Origin of the sequence: Pseudomonas sp. C5pp, from assembly GCF_000814065.1 — a bacterium.
Lineage (GTDB): Bacteria > Pseudomonadota > Gammaproteobacteria > Pseudomonadales > Pseudomonadaceae > Aquipseudomonas > Aquipseudomonas asiatica.
This window is the reverse complement of the sequence record NZ_JWLN01000011.1, coordinates 177,115-193,858: the sequence shown is the minus strand read 5'-3', so window position 1 is coordinate 193,858 and position 16,744 is coordinate 177,115. Positions and strand designations below refer to the sequence as shown.

At 61.8% G+C, this 16,744-nt stretch carries 13 protein-coding genes and 2 tRNA genes; 4 read left to right on the top strand and 11 right to left on the bottom strand.

Going from position 1 to position 16,744, the window contains the following annotated elements; translation table 11 throughout:
* The first annotated feature begins 116 nt into the window (after positions 1-116).
* The 3 genes from acs to RR51_RS11805 all read left to right on the top strand — a co-directional run bounded on the left by acs (position 117) and on the right by RR51_RS11805 (position 5,978).
* Positions 117-2,051 (top strand): acetate--CoA ligase, encoded by a 1,935-nt coding sequence (gene acs, locus RR51_RS11815; protein ID WP_039613592.1) that lies wholly within the window; start codon positions 117-119, stop codon positions 2,049-2,051.
* A gap of 42 nt (positions 2,052-2,093) precedes the next feature.
* Positions 2,094-2,963 (top strand): oxygenase MpaB family protein, encoded by an 870-nt coding sequence (locus tag RR51_RS11810; protein WP_039613591.1) that lies wholly within the window; start codon positions 2,094-2,096, stop codon positions 2,961-2,963.
* 78 nt (positions 2,964-3,041) lie between these two features.
* Positions 3,042-5,978, top strand: a complete 2,937-nt coding sequence (locus tag RR51_RS11805; RefSeq protein WP_039613590.1) for a DUF748 domain-containing protein — start codon at positions 3,042-3,044, stop codon at positions 5,976-5,978.
* A gap of 121 nt (positions 5,979-6,099) precedes the next feature.
* On the opposite strand, the gene RR51_RS11800 is transcribed toward RR51_RS11805, so the two are convergent.
* Positions 6,100-6,513: a VOC family protein gene (locus RR51_RS11800; protein ID WP_010955354.1), complete on the bottom strand. Its 414-nt coding sequence runs from the start codon at positions 6,511-6,513 to the stop codon at positions 6,100-6,102.
* A gap of 60 nt (positions 6,514-6,573) precedes the next feature.
* Between RR51_RS11800 and RR51_RS11795 the strand changes: the two genes are divergently transcribed.
* Entirely contained in the window at positions 6,574-6,876 is a 303-nt protein-coding gene (locus RR51_RS11795) for a putative quinol monooxygenase (RefSeq protein WP_039613589.1), read from the top strand.
* 78 nt (positions 6,877-6,954) lie between these two features.
* Here RR51_RS11795 and RR51_RS11790 read toward each other — a convergent pair whose 3' ends face one another.
* From RR51_RS11790 to RR51_RS11745, 10 genes are all read right to left on the bottom strand, one after another.
* Positions 6,955-7,305 (bottom strand): BON domain-containing protein, encoded by a 351-nt coding sequence (locus RR51_RS11790; RefSeq protein WP_013974282.1) that lies wholly within the window; start codon positions 7,303-7,305, stop codon positions 6,955-6,957.
* Positions 7,306-7,569: 264 nt separating this feature from the next.
* Positions 7,570-9,675 (bottom strand): polyribonucleotide nucleotidyltransferase, encoded by a 2,106-nt coding sequence (pnp, locus tag RR51_RS11785; protein WP_013974283.1) that lies wholly within the window; start codon positions 9,673-9,675, stop codon positions 7,570-7,572.
* A 250-nt stretch (positions 9,676-9,925) separates the two neighbouring features.
* Positions 9,926-10,195, bottom strand: a complete 270-nt coding sequence (rpsO, locus tag RR51_RS11780) for a 30S ribosomal protein S15 (RefSeq protein WP_003249971.1) — start codon at positions 10,193-10,195, stop codon at positions 9,926-9,928.
* A gap of 147 nt (positions 10,196-10,342) precedes the next feature.
* Positions 10,343-11,260 carry a tRNA pseudouridine(55) synthase TruB gene (gene truB, locus RR51_RS11775; RefSeq protein WP_013974284.1) on the bottom strand — a complete coding sequence of 306 codons (918 nt, stop codon included), beginning with the start codon at positions 11,258-11,260 and terminating at the stop codon, positions 10,343-10,345.
* 3 nt (positions 11,261-11,263) lie between these two features.
* A complete protein-coding gene (gene rbfA, locus RR51_RS11770; RefSeq protein WP_003258061.1) occupies positions 11,264-11,662 on the bottom strand; it encodes a 30S ribosome-binding factor RbfA in 399 nt (132 codons plus the stop codon).
* A gap of 116 nt (positions 11,663-11,778) precedes the next feature.
* On the bottom strand, positions 11,779-14,319 hold the full coding sequence (gene infB / locus RR51_RS11765) for a translation initiation factor IF-2 (RefSeq protein WP_024087764.1): 2,541 nt from the start codon (positions 14,317-14,319) through the stop codon (positions 11,779-11,781).
* A 27-nt stretch (positions 14,320-14,346) separates the two neighbouring features.
* Positions 14,347-15,828: a transcription termination factor NusA gene (gene nusA, locus RR51_RS11760; RefSeq protein ID WP_003258062.1), complete on the bottom strand. Its 1,482-nt coding sequence runs from the start codon at positions 15,826-15,828 to the stop codon at positions 14,347-14,349.
* A 59-nt stretch (positions 15,829-15,887) separates the two neighbouring features.
* Entirely contained in the window at positions 15,888-16,346 is a 459-nt protein-coding gene (gene rimP, locus RR51_RS11755) for a ribosome maturation factor RimP (protein WP_003249960.1), read from the bottom strand.
* A gap of 130 nt (positions 16,347-16,476) precedes the next feature.
* Positions 16,477-16,553, bottom strand: a tRNA-Met gene (locus RR51_RS11750).
* Positions 16,554-16,653: 100 nt separating this feature from the next.
* Positions 16,654-16,739 (bottom strand) — tRNA-Leu (locus RR51_RS11745).
* Between the last annotated feature and the right edge of the window lie 5 nt (positions 16,740-16,744).

Sequence of the window (16,744 nt, the reverse complement as noted above, 5' to 3'; positions counted from 1 at the left end):
CAAGGCCGCTCCTACAGGGACCGAGTCTACCCTCAAGGAACATCACCTCTGGCTACACTGTCCTATCGAATAGCCGTTGCAGTCCATCGCCCCTTACAAGAGCAGGACCACCCGCCATGTTCGATATCCGCAACTACCCCCAGGCCCTGGCCGTCAGCCAGTCCGCCGCCCTAACCCCCGACGAGTACCGCCGCCTCTACCGCCAGTCGGTGGATGACCCCGACACCTTCTGGGCCGAACAGGCCAAGCGCCTGGAGTGGTTCAAGCCCTGGTCGAGCGTGCAGCAATGCGACCTGAAGACCGGCAGCGCCCGCTGGTTCGACGGCGCCCAGCTCAACGTCAGCTACAACTGCGTCGACCGCCACCTGGCCCGACGCGGCGAACAGACCGCCCTGCTGTGGGAAGGCGATGACCCCAAGGATTCCAAGGCCATCACCTACCGCGAACTGCACCGCCAGGTCTGCCGCCTGGCCAATGCACTGAAAGCACGCGGGGTGAAGAAAGGCGACAGGGTGTGCATCTACATGCCGATGATCCCCGAGGCCGCCTTCGCCATGCTTGCCTGCACCCGCATCGGTGCCATCCACTCGGTGGTGTTCGGCGGCTTCTCGCCCGATGCCTTGCGCGACCGTATCCTCGATGCCGACTGCCGTACGGTGATCACCGCCGATGAAGGTGTGCGCGGCGGCAAACGCATCCCACTGAAGCAGAACGTCGACAAGGCCCTGGCCAGTTGCCCCGCGGTCAGCAGCGTATTCGTGGTGCGCCGTACCGGCGGCGATATCGTCTGGGCCGACGGCCGCGACCTCTGGTACCACGAGGCAACGGAAAAGGCCGGCGACGACTGCGTTCCCGAGCCGATGGGTGCAGAAGACCCGCTGTTCATCCTCTACACCTCCGGCAGCACCGGCAAACCCAAAGGCGTGCTGCACACTACCGGCGGCTACCTGCTGCAGGCCACCCTCACCTTCAAGGTGGTGTTCGACTACCGTGACGGCGAGGTGTTCTGGTGCACCGCCGATGTCGGCTGGGTAACCGGCCACAGCTACATCGTCTATGGCCCGCTGGCCAATGGCGCGATCTCGCTGATGTTCGAAGGCGTGCCCAACTACCCGGACACCTCGCGCTTCTGGCAAGTGGTGGACAAACACAAGGTGAACATCTTCTACACCGCCCCGACCGCCCTGCGCGCGTTGATGCGCGAGGGCTCCGCGCCGCTGCAGAGTACTTCACGCCAGAGCCTGCGCCTGCTGGGCAGCGTCGGCGAGCCGATCAACCCGGAAGCCTGGGAGTGGTATTTCGAAGAAGTCGGGCTAAAGCGCTGCCCCATCGTCGATACCTGGTGGCAGACCGAGACAGGCGGCATCATGCTCACCCCGCTGCCCGGCTCGCAGTCGCTCAAGCCCGGCTGTGCCACCCAGCCCATGTTCGGCGTACAACCAGTGCTGCTGGACGAAAAGGGCAAGCTCATCGAGGGCCCCGGTGCCGGCCTGCTGGCGATCAAGGCCAGCTGGCCCGGGCAGATCCGAAGTGTCTATGGCGACCATCAGCGCATGGTCGACACCTACTTCAAGCCGATGCCCGGCTATTACTTCACCGGCGACGGTGCCCGCCGCGATGCCGATGGAGACTACTGGATCACCGGGCGTATCGATGACGTGATCAACGTTTCCGGTCATCGTATCGGTACCGCCGAAGTGGAAAGCGCGCTGGTGCTGCATGACAGCGTTGCCGAAGCGGCGGTGGTCGGTTACCCCCACGATCTCAAGGGCCAAGGCGTTTACGCCTTCGTCACACCGATGAATGGTGTAACGCCGGACGACGCGCTCAAGACCGAGCTACTGGCCCTGGTCAGCAAGGAAATCGGCAGTTTCGCCAAGCCCGAGCTGATCCAGTGGGCTCCGGCGCTGCCCAAGACACGCTCAGGCAAGATCATGCGGCGTATACTGCGCAAGATCGCCTGCAACGAACTCGACAACCTGGGCGATACCTCGACCCTGGCCGACCCCAGCGTGGTGCAGGGCCTGATCGACAAACGCCTCAACCAGTAACCGGCGGCCGTTGCCCATGGCCGCCCTGAACCACAGGTCGCCATGGAAGCCCTTCGCCGCCGCATCGAAACCCAGGTCATGAGCCTTACCGGGCTGGCCCTCGGCCAGCTCGACCTGGAATCGCCCAAGGGTGACCCCGGGCTGTTCGGCCCGCACAGCATCAGCTGGCGGATACATGGCGACTTCCCGAGCATGCTGGTCGGTGGCATCAGTGCCCTCATGCTGCAGCTGCTGCACCCGCTGGCCCTGGCCGGGGTGTGGGACCATTCCAACTTCCGTGAAGACCTGCTCGGTCGCCTGCGCCGCACCAGCCAATTCATCTCGGGCACCACCTTCGGCGCCACCCGCGATGCCGAGTGGCTGATCGACAAGGTGCGTACCATCCACCTGCAGGTAACCGGCACCGCGCCGGATGGCCGCCCGTATGCGGCCAGCGACCCGGACCTGCTGACCTGGGTGCACGTGGCAGAAGTCAGCAGCTTTCTCGCCGCCCACCTGCGTTACCGCAACCCGCAACTAGCGCGCGCCGAGCAGGATGCCTACTACGCAGAGATCGCATTGATTGCCGAGCGCCTTGGCGCCCGCGACGTGCCGCGCTCGTGCCAGCAGGTCGAGGACTATCTGCAGCGCATGCGTCCGCAGTTGCACTGCGACGCACGCAGCCATGAGGTGGTCGGCATCCTGCTCGATGCCCCCGCCCCCAGCCGCTTGGCGCAGCCGGTGGGCAAGCTAATGCTGCACGCCGGCATCGACCTGCTGCCGGGCTGGGCCCAGACCATGCTCGGGCTACAGCACGGTCCGTTGCAGCGGCGCATGATCCGCCTGGGCCTGCAACGCACTGCGCCAGTACTGCGCTGGGCGATGCGCGACGGCTCGGCGCACCGGGCCAAACGGCGCATGGGTATCGAATGAGGTCAACTGGTCGCCTCAGCGGAACTGATTTAACGTGCCATACTCCAAGCTCTCCTGCTTAGACAGACGAAGCGACACATGTACAAAGGATTGACTCGCGCCGCTGGCGCACTGCTGGCCCTGGTAGCCCTCTACAGCCTTCTTGGCTTTTTCGTTTTCCCCGGTGTCGCGCTGCGCATCGCCAACCAACAGTTGGCCCAGTACGCAACCGTGCCTGCCCACCTCGAACGGATCGAACTCAACCCCTTCAGCCTCGAGCTGACACTGTGGGGCCTGCAGATCGGCGAGCCTGGCAAGGAGCAGGTCGGCTTCGACCGGCTGTACGCCAACCTTTCGCTCGACAGTCTATGGAGCGGTGCCCTGCACCTGGACGCAGTGGAACTGGTCAAACCGCGCAACGAAGTGCTGTTCGCCAAGGACGGTACTCTCAACCTGACCCGCCTGTTCAAACTGCCAGCCAGCGAAGCCAAGCCTGACGAGCCACCCAGCGACCCGTTCCCGCTACGCATCGGCAGCATCAAGCTCAGCGATGGCTACCTGCACTTCGAGGACCTGCGCCCGAGCGAGCCGATCGAGTTCCTCTACGACAACATGAACCTGGAGCTGAAAAACCTCAGCACCCTGCCCAACGACAATGCCGACATGACCCTGGTGGCCATCGGCCCCAACGGCGGGCGCATCGACTGGAAAGGCACCCTTAGCCTGGCGCCAATCGCCTCTGAAGGCACACTGAAGATCACCGAAGGCAAGATGAAGGCATTCTGGCCCTATGTGCGCGATGCCGTGCCACTGGTGCTGGAAGACGGCGTGGTCAGCCTCGACACCCACTACAAGCTCAACCTCGCCAAGCAGACCGAACTGTTGCTGGACAACGCGTCGGTGCGCATCGCCCCGTTTGCCATCAAGGCCCCGGATGGCCGCCCGCTGGCACGCCTGGCCAGCCTGGAAGTAAGCGAAACCTCGGTCGATCTGGTCAAGCAGCTGGTCACCGTGGGCAAGATCCGCAGCGAAAAACTGGAAACCTGGGCCGCGCTGGAAAAGGACGGCCAGCTCGACTGGCAGAAACTGTTCGCCAGCCAGCCGGCCAAGGCTACGCCGAAGGAAAAGGCCGAACCGGCCGCCGCCGAGCCCACGCCCGAACAGCAAGCCGCCAAGGAGCCGAGCAAACCCTGGCAGGTGCTGCTCAAGGATGTGCAACTGCGTAACTACCTGGTGCACTTGGCAGACCGTACCCAGAAGGAGCCGGTGGCCCTCGACGTCGGCCCGCTCAACGCCGACCTGCAAGGTTTCGACAGCCTCAACAAATCGCCCTTCACCCTCAAGCTCGATACCGGCGTGGGCAAGCAAGGCAAACTGCAAGCGGCCGGCCAGGTAAACCTGGCGCCCATCTGGGCCAAGCTGGACGTGAGCACCCGCGATATCGACCTGCGAGTGGCCCAGGCCTATATCAGCCCGTTCATCCTGCTGGAGCTGCGCAGCGGCATGCTCGCCAGCGACCTCAAGGTCGACCTGAAGAACACCGCACCACTGGCCTTCAGTGTTACCGGCAAGGCACAGGTCAGCCAGCTGCACACCCTCGACACCATCAAGAGCCGTGACTTCGTCAAATGGCAGCAGGTGAACGTCGACGGCCTGTCCTACGTGCACGGCGATGCGCTGTCGATCGACAAAGTGACCCTGCTGCAACCCTATGCGCGTTTCATCATCAACGAAGACCGCACGACCAACATCAACGACCTGCTGATCCCGCAGCCGGCCGGCGCCCCGGCGACCAGCCAGGCCAAGCCGGCCTCCGCCGGCAACGACAAGCCGCTGGGCATCCACATCGGCCAGATCGACATCAACGACGGCTCGGCCAACTTCGCCGACCTATCCCTCACCCCCAACTTCGCCACGGCCATCCAGCAGCTGAACGGCCGGATCGGCACCATCGACAATCGCAAGCCGGTGCCGGCCAAGGTCGACGTCAAGGGCAAGGTCGACCGCTACGCGCCGGTCACCATCAAAGGCGCCCTCAACCCGTTCAACCCGCTGGCCAGCCTGGATATCGCCACTAGCTTCAAGCGGGTCGAGCTGACCACACTCACACCCTATTCCGGCAAGTTCGCCGGCTTCCGTATCCGCAAGGGCCGGCTCAACCTCGACCTGCATTACCTGATCACCAATGGCCAGCTGAAGGCCGAGAACAAGGTGGTGGTTGAGCAGTTGCAGTTGGGCGAGAAGGTCGACAGCCCGGACGCAGTGGACCTCCCTATCCGCCTGGCGGTGGCACTGCTGAAGGATACAGAAGGCAAGATCTCGATCGAGCTGCCGGTATCCGGAGACCTCAACAACCCGCAGTTCAGCGTGATGCCGATCGTCTGGCAAACCCTGCGCAACCTGGTGTTGCGTGCGGCGCAGGCGCCGTTCAAGTTCATTGGCGGGCTGGTTGCCGGCGGTGGCTCGGAAGATCTGGGCAATGTGTCCTTCGCCCCGGGCTCCAGCGAGCTTAGTGGCGACGCCCAGGCATCGTTGGACAAATTGGCGTCGGCCCTGAAGGAACGCCCGGAGCTGCGCCTGGAAATCGAAGGCACCAGCGCCCAGGCCAGCGACGGCCCGCTGATAGCCCAGCAGCGCCTGGAGCGTGAGTACCAGGCCACCTGGTACAAGATCCTGCAGCGCCGCGGTGACAAGGTACCGGCCAATGCCTCGATGCTGGTGGTCGACGACAGCGAAAAACCGGCGATGCTCGAAGGCATCTACCGTAACCGCCTGAAGCAACAGCCGCCTGCGGAATGGGAGCAATTGGGCCGCGACGAGCGCACCGCCAAGCTGCGCGAGGCGGTGATCAAGTCCTGGGCCGAGAGTACTGCGCTACTGCGCACGCTGGGCCAGGAGCGGGCCAGCAGCATCAAGGATTACCTGGTAGACAAAGGCCAGCTGGAAGATGACCGGGTGTACTTCATCGATACCAACCTGGGCCAGGCCGAGAGCGATGGGCGGGTGGTGACGCCGATGCATCTGGATGCCGAGTAACTTCTACTAGCAGGGCTGGCCTCTTCGCGGGTAAACCCACTCCCACAAGGTATGCGCCGGCCTTGAGCTGTGCGCAATCCCTGTGGGAGCGGGCAAGCCCGCGAAGAGGCCGGTACAGGCCTCACACCAACCGCTGCCCCGACACCGCCGGGTGGTACAACGGCTGCACCTTGTTCCCTGCCGGGTCCAGCAGGTGGAAGCTGCGCGCCCCGTCACCATGGTTGAACGGCCGGTCCAGCAGGGTCACGCCATGGGCCTTGAAATACTGGTACCAGGCCTCCAGCTCCTCCACGCTATCGACGATGAACCCATAGTGGTCCAAGGTCTGCAACCCATTGGCCGCCCCAGCCCCGCGCCCCAGCGACAGGTTGTCGTTACCACAAGTGAGATACACCAGGTCTTCGTTGGCGCGGTTCAGCACTTCCATGCCCAGCACATCGACGTAGAATCGTTCGCACTCCTCAAGGTTGGGCACCAACAAGGCAATATGGCGCAGGCCGTTCAGGCGGCCAGGGCGTGCAGGCAATTCGGACATTGGCGAGGCTCCATTTTTGTATACAATTCACAATAGAATTTAAAACAAAAGGAGAGCCTTGTGTATAGTCTGTTCATCAAGACCCGTGTGAAGCCCGGTTGCGCCGAGGATTTCCTGACCGCGATCAAGGTCAATGCCGCGGCTTCCGTCGCCACCGAACCTGGTTGCCTGGTGTTCGATGTGTCGCAGGACCGGGTCGACCCGGAGGTGATCTACCTGTACGAGATCTACCGCGACGATGCAGCCTATGAAGCGCATACCCAGACCGCGCACTTTCGCGATAGCCGGCCATTGGTCGAGCCGCTGATCGTCGAGCAGGAATGCTTCGAGAGCGATGTGATCGCGCGTAACCCGGTGTACTAGCCGCCAATGAAAAGCCCCGGCAAATAGCCGGGGCTCGGAGCGAAGGTGGCCAAATCCGTTTGGCCGACGGGACATTCCTTATTCGGCTTTCAGGCCGTCAGACATGACGCTTTTCACGCCCTTGATGTTCTTGGTGATGCGTACTGCTTCTTCTTTCTGGGATTGAGTGATCGCCACGTCAGACGACAGCGAGACGACGCCTTGGCTGGTCTCGACTTTGATGTCGCTGCCTGGAATACCTTTTTCAGTCAGCAGGTCCGCTTTCACCTTGGTAGTGATCCAGGTGTCGGAACCTTCCTGCTTGGCGTTATCCACGGTGTTGGCAGCCAACATGACTGGAGCCTGGGTTGGCTCCGCAGCGAATGCGCCGTTAGCCATGGTCAGGGTCAGGGCGGTAGCAGTAGCGGCAGCAATGGCGAACTTCTTCATGTGAGTCACTCCTGTTTTTTCGAAAGGTCTGCGCCGTATGTCCTGGCGTCAGATATGGAGGTAGTTGCATGCGCTGTGCCAGCTTTTCCGTCTCGCTTGTTTCCTTTCAAATCAATAAGTTAGCGAAAAACCAGCACTCCCGTCGTCGTGCATTTTGCAATCTGCACGGTAAACCTGCATGCAAGATGCAAGTCCGCAAAAGGTTCCCTTTCGCCCATGAAAAAAGGGCCCCGAAGGGCCCTTTTCCTGTTGCGTGGCGGTCGCTTAGACGCCCGAGGCCTTGGCCGCGGCAACGTCCTTGATCGACAGCTTGATACGGCCGCGGTTATCCACGTCCAGTACCAGTACTTCGACTTCCTGGCCTTCTTTCAGGATGTCGGTGACTTTCTCGACGCGAGCATCGCTCAGCATGGAGATGTGCACCAGGCCGTCCTTGCCAGGCAGGATGTTTACGAACGCACCGAAGTCGACGATGCGCTCGACCTTGCCGACGTAGATCTTGCCGATCTCGGCTTCGGCGGTAATGCCCAGGATGCGTTGCTTGGCAGCATCTGCCGCTTCCTTGGTTTCGCCGAAGATCTTGATCGAGCCATCGTCTTCGATGTCGATCGAAGCCTTGGTCTCTTCGCAGATGGCGCGAATGGTGGCGCCGCCTTTACCGATGACGTCACGGATCTTGTCGGTGTCGATCTTCATTGCGATCATGGTCGGGGCGTTGGCCGACAGCTCGCTACGCGACTGGGCGATGATCTGGTTCATCTGGCCGAGGATATTCAGGCGCGCTTCCAGGGCCTGGCCCAGGGCGATCTCCATGATCTCTTCGGTGATACCGTTGATCTTGATGTCCATCTGCAGCGCGGTAACACCCTTGGCGGTACCGGCTACCTTGAAGTCCATGTCGCCCAGGTGGTCTTCGTCACCCAGGATGTCGGTCAGGACGGCGAACTTGTCACCTTCCTTGACCAGGCCCATGGCGATACCGGCAACCGGTGCCTTCATCGGTACACCAGCGTCCATCAGGGCCAGGGAAGCACCACAGACCGAAGCCATGGAGCTGGAACCGTTGGATTCGGTGATTTCCGATACCACGCGGATGGTGTACGGGAACTCGCTGTCGCTCGGCAGCATGGCCTGCACGCCACGACGGGCCAGGCGACCGTGGCCGATTTCACGACGGCCAGCGCCGCCCATGCGACCGCACTCACCCACCGAGAATGGCGGGAAGTTGTAGTGCAGCATGAACGGGTCTTTTTTCTCGCCTTCCAGGGTGTCCAGCAGCTGGGCGTCACGGGCAGTACCCAGGGTCGCAACGACCAGGGCCTGGGTTTCGCCACGGGTGAACAGCGCCGAACCGTGAGTCTTCGGCAATACGCCGACTTCGATGTTCAGCGGGCGCACGGTGCGGGTGTCACGACCGTCGATACGCGGTTTGCCGTTGACGATGTTCTCACGGACGGTGCGGTATTCCAGCTCGCCGAAGATTTCCTTGATGGCGCCGGCGGACGGGCCGGTCTCTTCGTTGCTCAGACGGGCAACAGCCTCGTCGCGCAGCTGGCCCAGGCGGTTGTAGCGGTCAGCCTTCTGGGTGATGGTGTAGGCCTGCGAAACGGCTTCGCCGAACTCGGCACGTACCAGGTTCATCAGCTCGACGTTGGCCGGGGCTGGCTGCCAGTCCCAGGTCGGCTTGCCGGCTTCGGCAGCCAGTTCCTTGACGGCCTGGATCACGGCCTGGAATTCGTCGTGGGCGAACAGCACGGCGCCCAGCATCTGGTCTTCGGTCAGCTCTTTGGCTTCCGACTCAACCATCAGTACAGCCGATTCGGTACCGGCAACGACCATGTCCAGGCTCGAGGCAGCCAGTTGCTCGTAGGTCGGGTTCAGCAGGTAGCCGGTGCTTTCGTGGAAGGCAACGCGAGCGGCGCCGATCGGGCCTTCGAACGGAATGCCGGAGATGGCCAGGGCGGCCGAGGTACCGATCATCGCAGCGATGTCCGGGTCGGTCTTCTTGCTGGTGGAAACCACGGTGCAGACAACCTGCACTTCGTTCATGAAGCCTTCCGGGAACAGCGGACGGATCGGACGGTCGATCAGGCGCGAGGTCAGGGTCTCTTTCTCGGAAGGACGGCCTTCACGCTTGAAGAAGCCACCCGGGATCTTGCCGGCGGCGTAGGTCTTTTCCTGGTAGTGGACCGACAGCGGGAAGAAGCCCTTGCCTGGATCGGCCTGTTTGGCACCGACCACGGTCACCAGCACGGTGACGTCGTTGTCGACGGTAACCAGCACGGCGCCGGTTGCCTGACGGGCAATACGGCCCGTTTCGAGAGTAACGGTCGACTGACCGAACTGGAATGTCTTGATTACCGGGTTCACGGTTTCCTACCTTTTTTCAGTGGCTCTGGGGGAACTGGTTTCTTGCGAATTCTTGGGCAGAACGGGGAATCGGCCCCATTGACCGTCCAGATACAACACGAGGCTGGGAGCCTGGCACCAAGCGGAAAATCCGCTCAGCATTGCCAGGCTGCCAACCTCGGAGATACGCGTGGCGTGTCCAACGGCAGCACTGCAAAACAGCCCTGCCGAAGCCTGCGACACGCCATGCACACCACTGGCCAGGCCGCTATTAGCGACGCAGACCCAGGCGACCGATCAGGGCGCTGTAACGAGTGGTGTCTTTGCCCTTCAGGTAGTCCAGCAGCTTACGACGCTGGTTGACCATACGGATCAGACCACGACGGGAGTGGTGGTCTTTGTCGTTGGCCTTGAAGTGGCCTTGCAGCTTGTTGATGTTGGCGGTCAGCAGAGCAACCTGCACTTCCGGGCTACCGGTATCGCCGGCGGCTTGCTGGTATTCGGCAACGATCTGAGCTTTTTCTTCAACGCTGAGGGCCATTTGGCTTCTCCTGATAACGGATCCCGCATGCGGGGTCCAATAGGCCAGGGACAAATCCCTGTATTAATAAAAAAGGTGTGACCGTGCCTACTGACAGCCACCCTTGGTGCCGTGGGGCCTGGCAACTGCCCGACCCCGCGGTTTCGGTCATTCCGACCGAATCAGCCGACGCGGCGCAATGCGCCCGTCTTCGCTCACTTCACCGATACCGATGAAGCGCGCATTGTGATCCTGTACCCGGACCATGCCAAATTGCGGCGCGTCCGGCGCGCGTACCGCCTGCCCATGCAGCCAGTAGAACGCACTGTGCTCGGACAGGCACACCAGTGGCCAGTCCTGCAGGCCGCTGTCCGAAGGCATCAGGAAGCGGTCGAGCGCTTCGTTGCCGCCTTCGGCATGGGCCTGTTCGAGTTCCTCGAGGGTGACCGTCTGTGCCAGCGCGAAAGGCCCGGCCTGGGTCCTGCGCAGCTCGGCGACATAGGCGCCACAGCCAAGGGCCTCACCGATATCCTCCACCAGGGTGCGGATATAGGTGCCTTTGCTGCATCCTACGCTCAGCCGTGCACGGGTGCCTTCGCACTCGAGCAACTCCAAGCGGCCAATAGTAACAGAACGCGCCTCGCGCTCCACTACCTCTCCTGCACGTGCCAGCTTGTAAAGCGGCTGGCCATCACGCTTGAGCGCCGAGTACATCGGCGGTATCTGGCTGATCTGGCCACGAAAACGCGGCAGCAGGGCCTCGATGTCGGCGCGACCAACGGTCACCTCACGGGTCTGCAGCACTTCACCTTCGGCATCGCCGGTGTTGGTAGTCTGCCCCATCTGCATGACCGTTTCGTAGCCCTTGTCGGAATCGAGCAGGTACTGCGAAAACTTGGTCGCTTCGCCAAAGCACAGCGGCAGCACGCCGGTTGCCAGCGGATCGAGGCTGCCGGTGTGACCGGCCTTTTCCGCATTGAGCAGCCAGCGCACCTTTTGCAGGGCGGCGTTGGAGGTGAAGCCCAGCGGCTTGTCGAGCAGGATGATGCCGCTGACGTTGCGGCGGATACGTTTGACCTGGGCCACCGCTTACTCCTCGGCGTCCAGCTTGTCGGCATCCTTGTGCAGACGGTCTTCGGCGACCGCGCGCTCGATCAGTGCCGACAGGTGGGCACCACGGCTGACGCTTTCGTCGAAGTGGAAGTGCAGTTGCGGCACGCTGCGCAGTTGCATCACACGGCCCAGGTGCAGGCGCAGGAAGCTCGCGGCGCTGGTCAGGGCCTTGAGGGTCTGCGGTACGGCGTCGGCGCCGTCCTGGCCCATCACGGTGATGAACACCTTGGCGTGGCCCAGATCACGGCTGACATCGACGGCAGTGATGGTCACCAGGCCGACGCGCGGGTCTTTGACTTCACGGCGGATCAGCTCCGACAGCTCGCGCTGCATCTGGTCGCCGATGCGTTGGGTACGGCTATATTCTTTTGCCATTCTTGCTACCTGTAACTTAAAGCGGCAAACGCCCGGTCAGGCTGAAGCCTGACCGGGCGCTACCTACTGAGGCGCTGCCCACCGCCCTGCGGCGGGGGCTGGCGCCCTGCTCACCCTTAAAGGGTACGAGCAACCTGGACTTTCTCGAAGACTTCGATCTTGTCGCCGACCTTGACGTCGTTGTAGCTCTTCACGCCAATACCGCACTCCATGCCGTTACGTACTTCGGAGGCGTCGTCCTTGAAGCGACGCAGCGACTCCAGCTCGCCTTCGAAGATCACAACGTCTTCGCGCAGTACGCGGATCGGACGGTTGCGGTACACGGTACCCTCGATGACCATACAGCCAGCGATGGCGCCGAACTTCGGCGAACGGAACACGTCACGTACTTCGGCGACACCCAGGATGTTCTCGCGAACATCGCTGCCGAGCATGCCGGTCAGGGCCTTCTTGACGTCTTCGATGATGTCGTAGATCACGTTGTAGTAACGCATATCCAGACCTTCCTGCTCGACGATCTTGCGCGCGCCGGCATCGGCACGCACGTTGAAGCCGAACAGTACTGCATTCGAAGCCAGCGCCAGGTTGGCGTCGCTTTCGGTGATACCACCGACGCCGCCACCGATCACGCGCACCTGAACTTCGTCGTTGCCCAAGCCCGACAGCGAACCCTGCAGTGCTTCCAGGGAACCACGCACGTCGGTCTTGAGGACGATGTTGAGGGTCTTCTTCTCTTCCTGACCCATGGTCTCGAAGATGTTTTCCAGCTTGCCGGCGTGAGCACGGGCCAGCTTGACCTCGCGGTACTTGCCTTGACGGAACAGGGCAACTTCACGAGCCTTCTTCTCGTCGGCAACCACGGACAGCTCGTCACCGGCTTCCGGGGTACCGTCCAGGCCGAGGATCTCGACCGGGATCGAAGGGCCGGCTTCTTTCACAGGCTTGCCGTTCTCGTCGAGCATGGCGCGCACGCGGCCATAGTTGGAACCGCACAGGACCATGTCGCCCTGACGCAGGGTACCGTCCTGAACCAGGATGGTCGCGACCGGGCCACGGCCCTTGTCCAGGCGAGATTCGACAACCACACCACGACCTGGAGCGGTCGGGGTAGCGGTCAGTTCCAGGATCTCGGCCTGCAGCAGTACAGCCTCGAGCAGTTCGTCGACGCCGGTACCCATCTTGGCCGAAACCTTGACGAACGGAGTATCACCACCCCAGTCCTCGGAGGTCACGCCTTCGACAGCAAGCTCGTTGCGGATGCGATCGATATCGGCACCCGGCTTGTCGATCTTGTTCACTGCAACCACCAGCGGAACGCCAGCTGCCTTGGCATGCTGAACGGCTTCGCGGGTTTGCGGCATCACGCCGTCGTCCGCCGCCACCACCAGGATGACGATGTCGGTAGCCTTGGCACCACGGGCACGCATCGCGGTGAACGCAGCGTGGCCTGGGGTATCGAGGAAGGTGACCATGCCGCGGTCGGTTTCCACGTGGTAGGCACCGATGTGCTGGGTAATACCACCGGCTTCGCCAGCGGCAACCTTGGCACGACGGATGTAGTCGAGCAGCGAGGTCTTACCGTGGTCAACGTGACCCATGACGGTAACGACCGGCGCACGCGATTCGACTTCACCTTCGAACTTCAGCGATTCGGCCAGGGAGTCTTCCAGGGCGGTATCGCTGACCAGGGTCACTTTGTGGCCCAGTTCTTCGGCGACCAGCTGAGCGGTTTCCTGGTCGAGCACCTGGTTGATGGTGACCGGGGTACCCAGCTTGAACATGAACTTGACCACTTCAGCGGCCTTGACCGACATCTGTTGGGCCAGTTCCGAGACGGTGATGGTCTCGCCGATGGTCACGTCACGGATGACCGGACCGGTCGGGTTCTGGAAGCCGTGCTGGTTGCGCTTCTTCAGCTTGCTCTTGCCACCCCGGCCACGGCGTACGCCATCGCTCTCTTCATCGGTGGTGCGCGGTGCGGCACGAGGAGTCGGAGCCTTTTCCTTCTCCTTGACCTTGACCTTGATCGACACGCGCGGGGCCTCGCCACGACGCTCGCCACCACGACGGTCTTCGTCACGGGTGCGGCCTTCGTTGCGACGGGCTTCGTCCTTCTTGCGCTCGGCAGCACGGGCTGCGGCGTCTTCGGACGCCGGGGCGTCGGCAACTACCGGGGCCGGGGCAGCGGCAGGTGCCGCCTCTGGCTTGGCGGCAGGCGCAGGGGCTGCAGCAGCGGTTTCGGCGGCCTGACGGCGAGCCTGCTCTTCGTTGCGCTGGCGAACTTCGGCCTCGACCTTCTCGCGAGCGGCGTTTTCAGCCGCGCGGCGCTCTTCCAGCTCACGCTTCTGCTCAGCCTGGATTTCTTCCGGGCTGCGCTGCACGAATACTTTCTTCTTGCGTACTTCTACGCTGATGCTCTTGCTACCGGCGACACGCAGGGTGCTGGTGGTTTTGCGCTGCAAGGTAATCTTGCGCGGCTCTTCCGCCTTGCTCTTGTGGCTGCTCTTCAAATGAGTCAGCAAGGTCTGCTTCTCATTGTCGGTCACTACCTGACCGGCGTCGGTGTGCGGCAGACCTGCCTCACGCATCTGCTGCAGCAGGCGCTCTACCGGTGCCTCGACCTCTTGGGCCAGTTCTTTCACCGTGACTTGCGTCATGCACTTCTCTCCTCAGGCCGCGCCTAATTACTCGAACCAGTGGGCTCGGGCGGCCATGATCAACTTGCCGGCACGCTCTTCGTCGATGCCGTCGATGTCGAGCAGATCGTCGATCGACTGCTCGGCCAGGTCTTCGCGGTTAACCACGCCGCGCACCGCCAGTTCCGCCGCCAGGTCCTTGTCCATACCCTCGAGGGAGAGCAGGTCGTCAGCCGGATGGGCGTCTGCCAGTTTTTCTTCGGTAGCGATGGCCTTGGTCAACAAACGGTCCTTGGCTCGAGCGCGGAGCTCGTTGACGATATCTTCGTCAAAGCCATCGATGTTGAGCATTTCTTCCAACGGTACGTAGGCAATTTCTTCGAGGCTGGTGAAGCCTTCGTCGACCAGCACTTGGGCCAGCTCCTCGTCGACTTCCAGTTCATCGATGAAATTGCGCAGGATGTCACCGGTTTCGGCCTGCTGCTTGGCCTGGATGTCCTTTTCGGTCATCACGTTCAGGGTCCAGCCGGTCAGCTGACTGGCCAGGCGAACGTTCTGACCGCCACGACCAATGGCCTGGGCCAGGTTGTCCTCGGCAACGGCGATGTCCATGGCATGGGCATCTTCATCAACGATGATCGCCGCGACTTCAGCCGGCGACATGGCGTTGATGACGAACTGCGCCGGGTTATCGTCCCACAGGACGATATCCACACGCTCACCACCCAACTCCCCGGATACGGCCTGGACGCGCGAACCACGCATGCCGATACAGGCGCCTTGCGGGTCGATGCGCTTGTCCTTGGAGCGGACGGCGATCTTGGCTCGCGAACCCGGATCACGGGATGCAGCCATGACTTCGATGAGGCCCTCGGCAATTTCCGGCACTTCGATGCGGAAAAGCTCGATCAGCATCTGTGGCGCGGTGCGCGACAGGATCAGCTGTGGGCCACGGTTCTCGGTGCGAATTTCCTTGAGCAGCGCACGCAGGCGCACGCCAACACGGAAGGTCTCGCGCGGAATGATGTCTTCGCGGGCCAGCAGGGCCTCGGCGTTGTTGCCCAGGTCAACGATGACGTTGTCGCGGGTAACCTTTTTGACGGTACCGGAGATGATCTCGCCAACGCGCTCGCGGTAGGCATCGACCACCTGGGCACGCTCGGCCTCACGGACCTTCTGCACGATGACCTGCTTGGCGGTCTGGGCGGCAATACGACCGAATTCGATGGACTCGATCTTCTCTTCGATCACGTCACCAACCTTGGCTTCAGGGTGGGTTTCGTGAATCTTGCTCAACCAGGTCTCGATCGCCGGATCATCAAGATCGGCTTCGTCGACCACGGTCCAGCGACGGAAGGTCTCGTAGCTACCGGTGTGGCGGTTGATTTCCACACGCAGGTCGACTTCGTCTTCAAAACGTTTTTTGGTTGCAGTGGCCAGTGCCACTTCCAGCGCTTCGAAAATGACGCCGGGCGGTACACCTTTTTCGTTGGATACCGATTCAACAACCAGCAGTACTTCTTTGCTCATCGTACGCCTCGCCTTGCGCAAGCCATTGGGCCCGGATAGTCCGCCGGGCCCGGCACGTCTCAGTCAAAACTGGGAATAATATTGGCCTTGTCGATCGAGTCGATCGGCAACAGGAATTCTTGATTGTCCACCTGGACCACCACATCCTGCTCCTCCACACCGCGGAGAAGGCCCTGGAAGTTACGACGACCCTCGAAGGGTGAGCGCAGCTTGATCTTCACTTGTTCGCCGGCATGCGAGGCAAACTGTTCCAGAGTGAACAGTGGGCGATCCATGCCTGGAGAAGACACCTCGAGGGTGTATTCACTGCTGATCGGATCTTCCACATCGAGAATTGCGCTGGCCTGACGGCTGACCGCTTCGCAGTCGTCCACCAAGATGCCGCCTTCCTTGTCGATGTAGATGCGCAGTACCGAATGCTTACCCTGGGAAACGTATTCGATCCCCCAGCATTGATAGCCCAGACCCTCGACAACCGGGGCCAACAAGGCCTGCAACTGTTCTAGCTTGCTCGACACCTGAACCCCCTCGTGCATGCTGTGCAAATAAAAAATGGGCGAAGCGCCCATCCCTGAAAGCGCCGTTGGACAACGACGCCGAAAACTGTTCGGTTAGCAAAAAGCCCCTGAAAAGGGGCTCCGCTGAAGCTGGTTGCGGGGGCTGGATTTGAACCAACGACCTTCGGGTTATGAGCCCGACGAGCTACCAAGCTGCTCCACCCCGCGACAAAGCTGGGGCAAAAGTATAAGACCGAACCCTCTTGAGGGTCAAATCCGAACCTTCACCTGCAAGAAAGCCCGCTAAAGCGGGCTCTCAAGCTTTAATTGGTACCGAGAAGGGGACTCGAACCCCTACACCCTATGGGCACAACCACCTCAAGGTTGCGTGTCTACCAATTCCACCACCTCGGCAATAC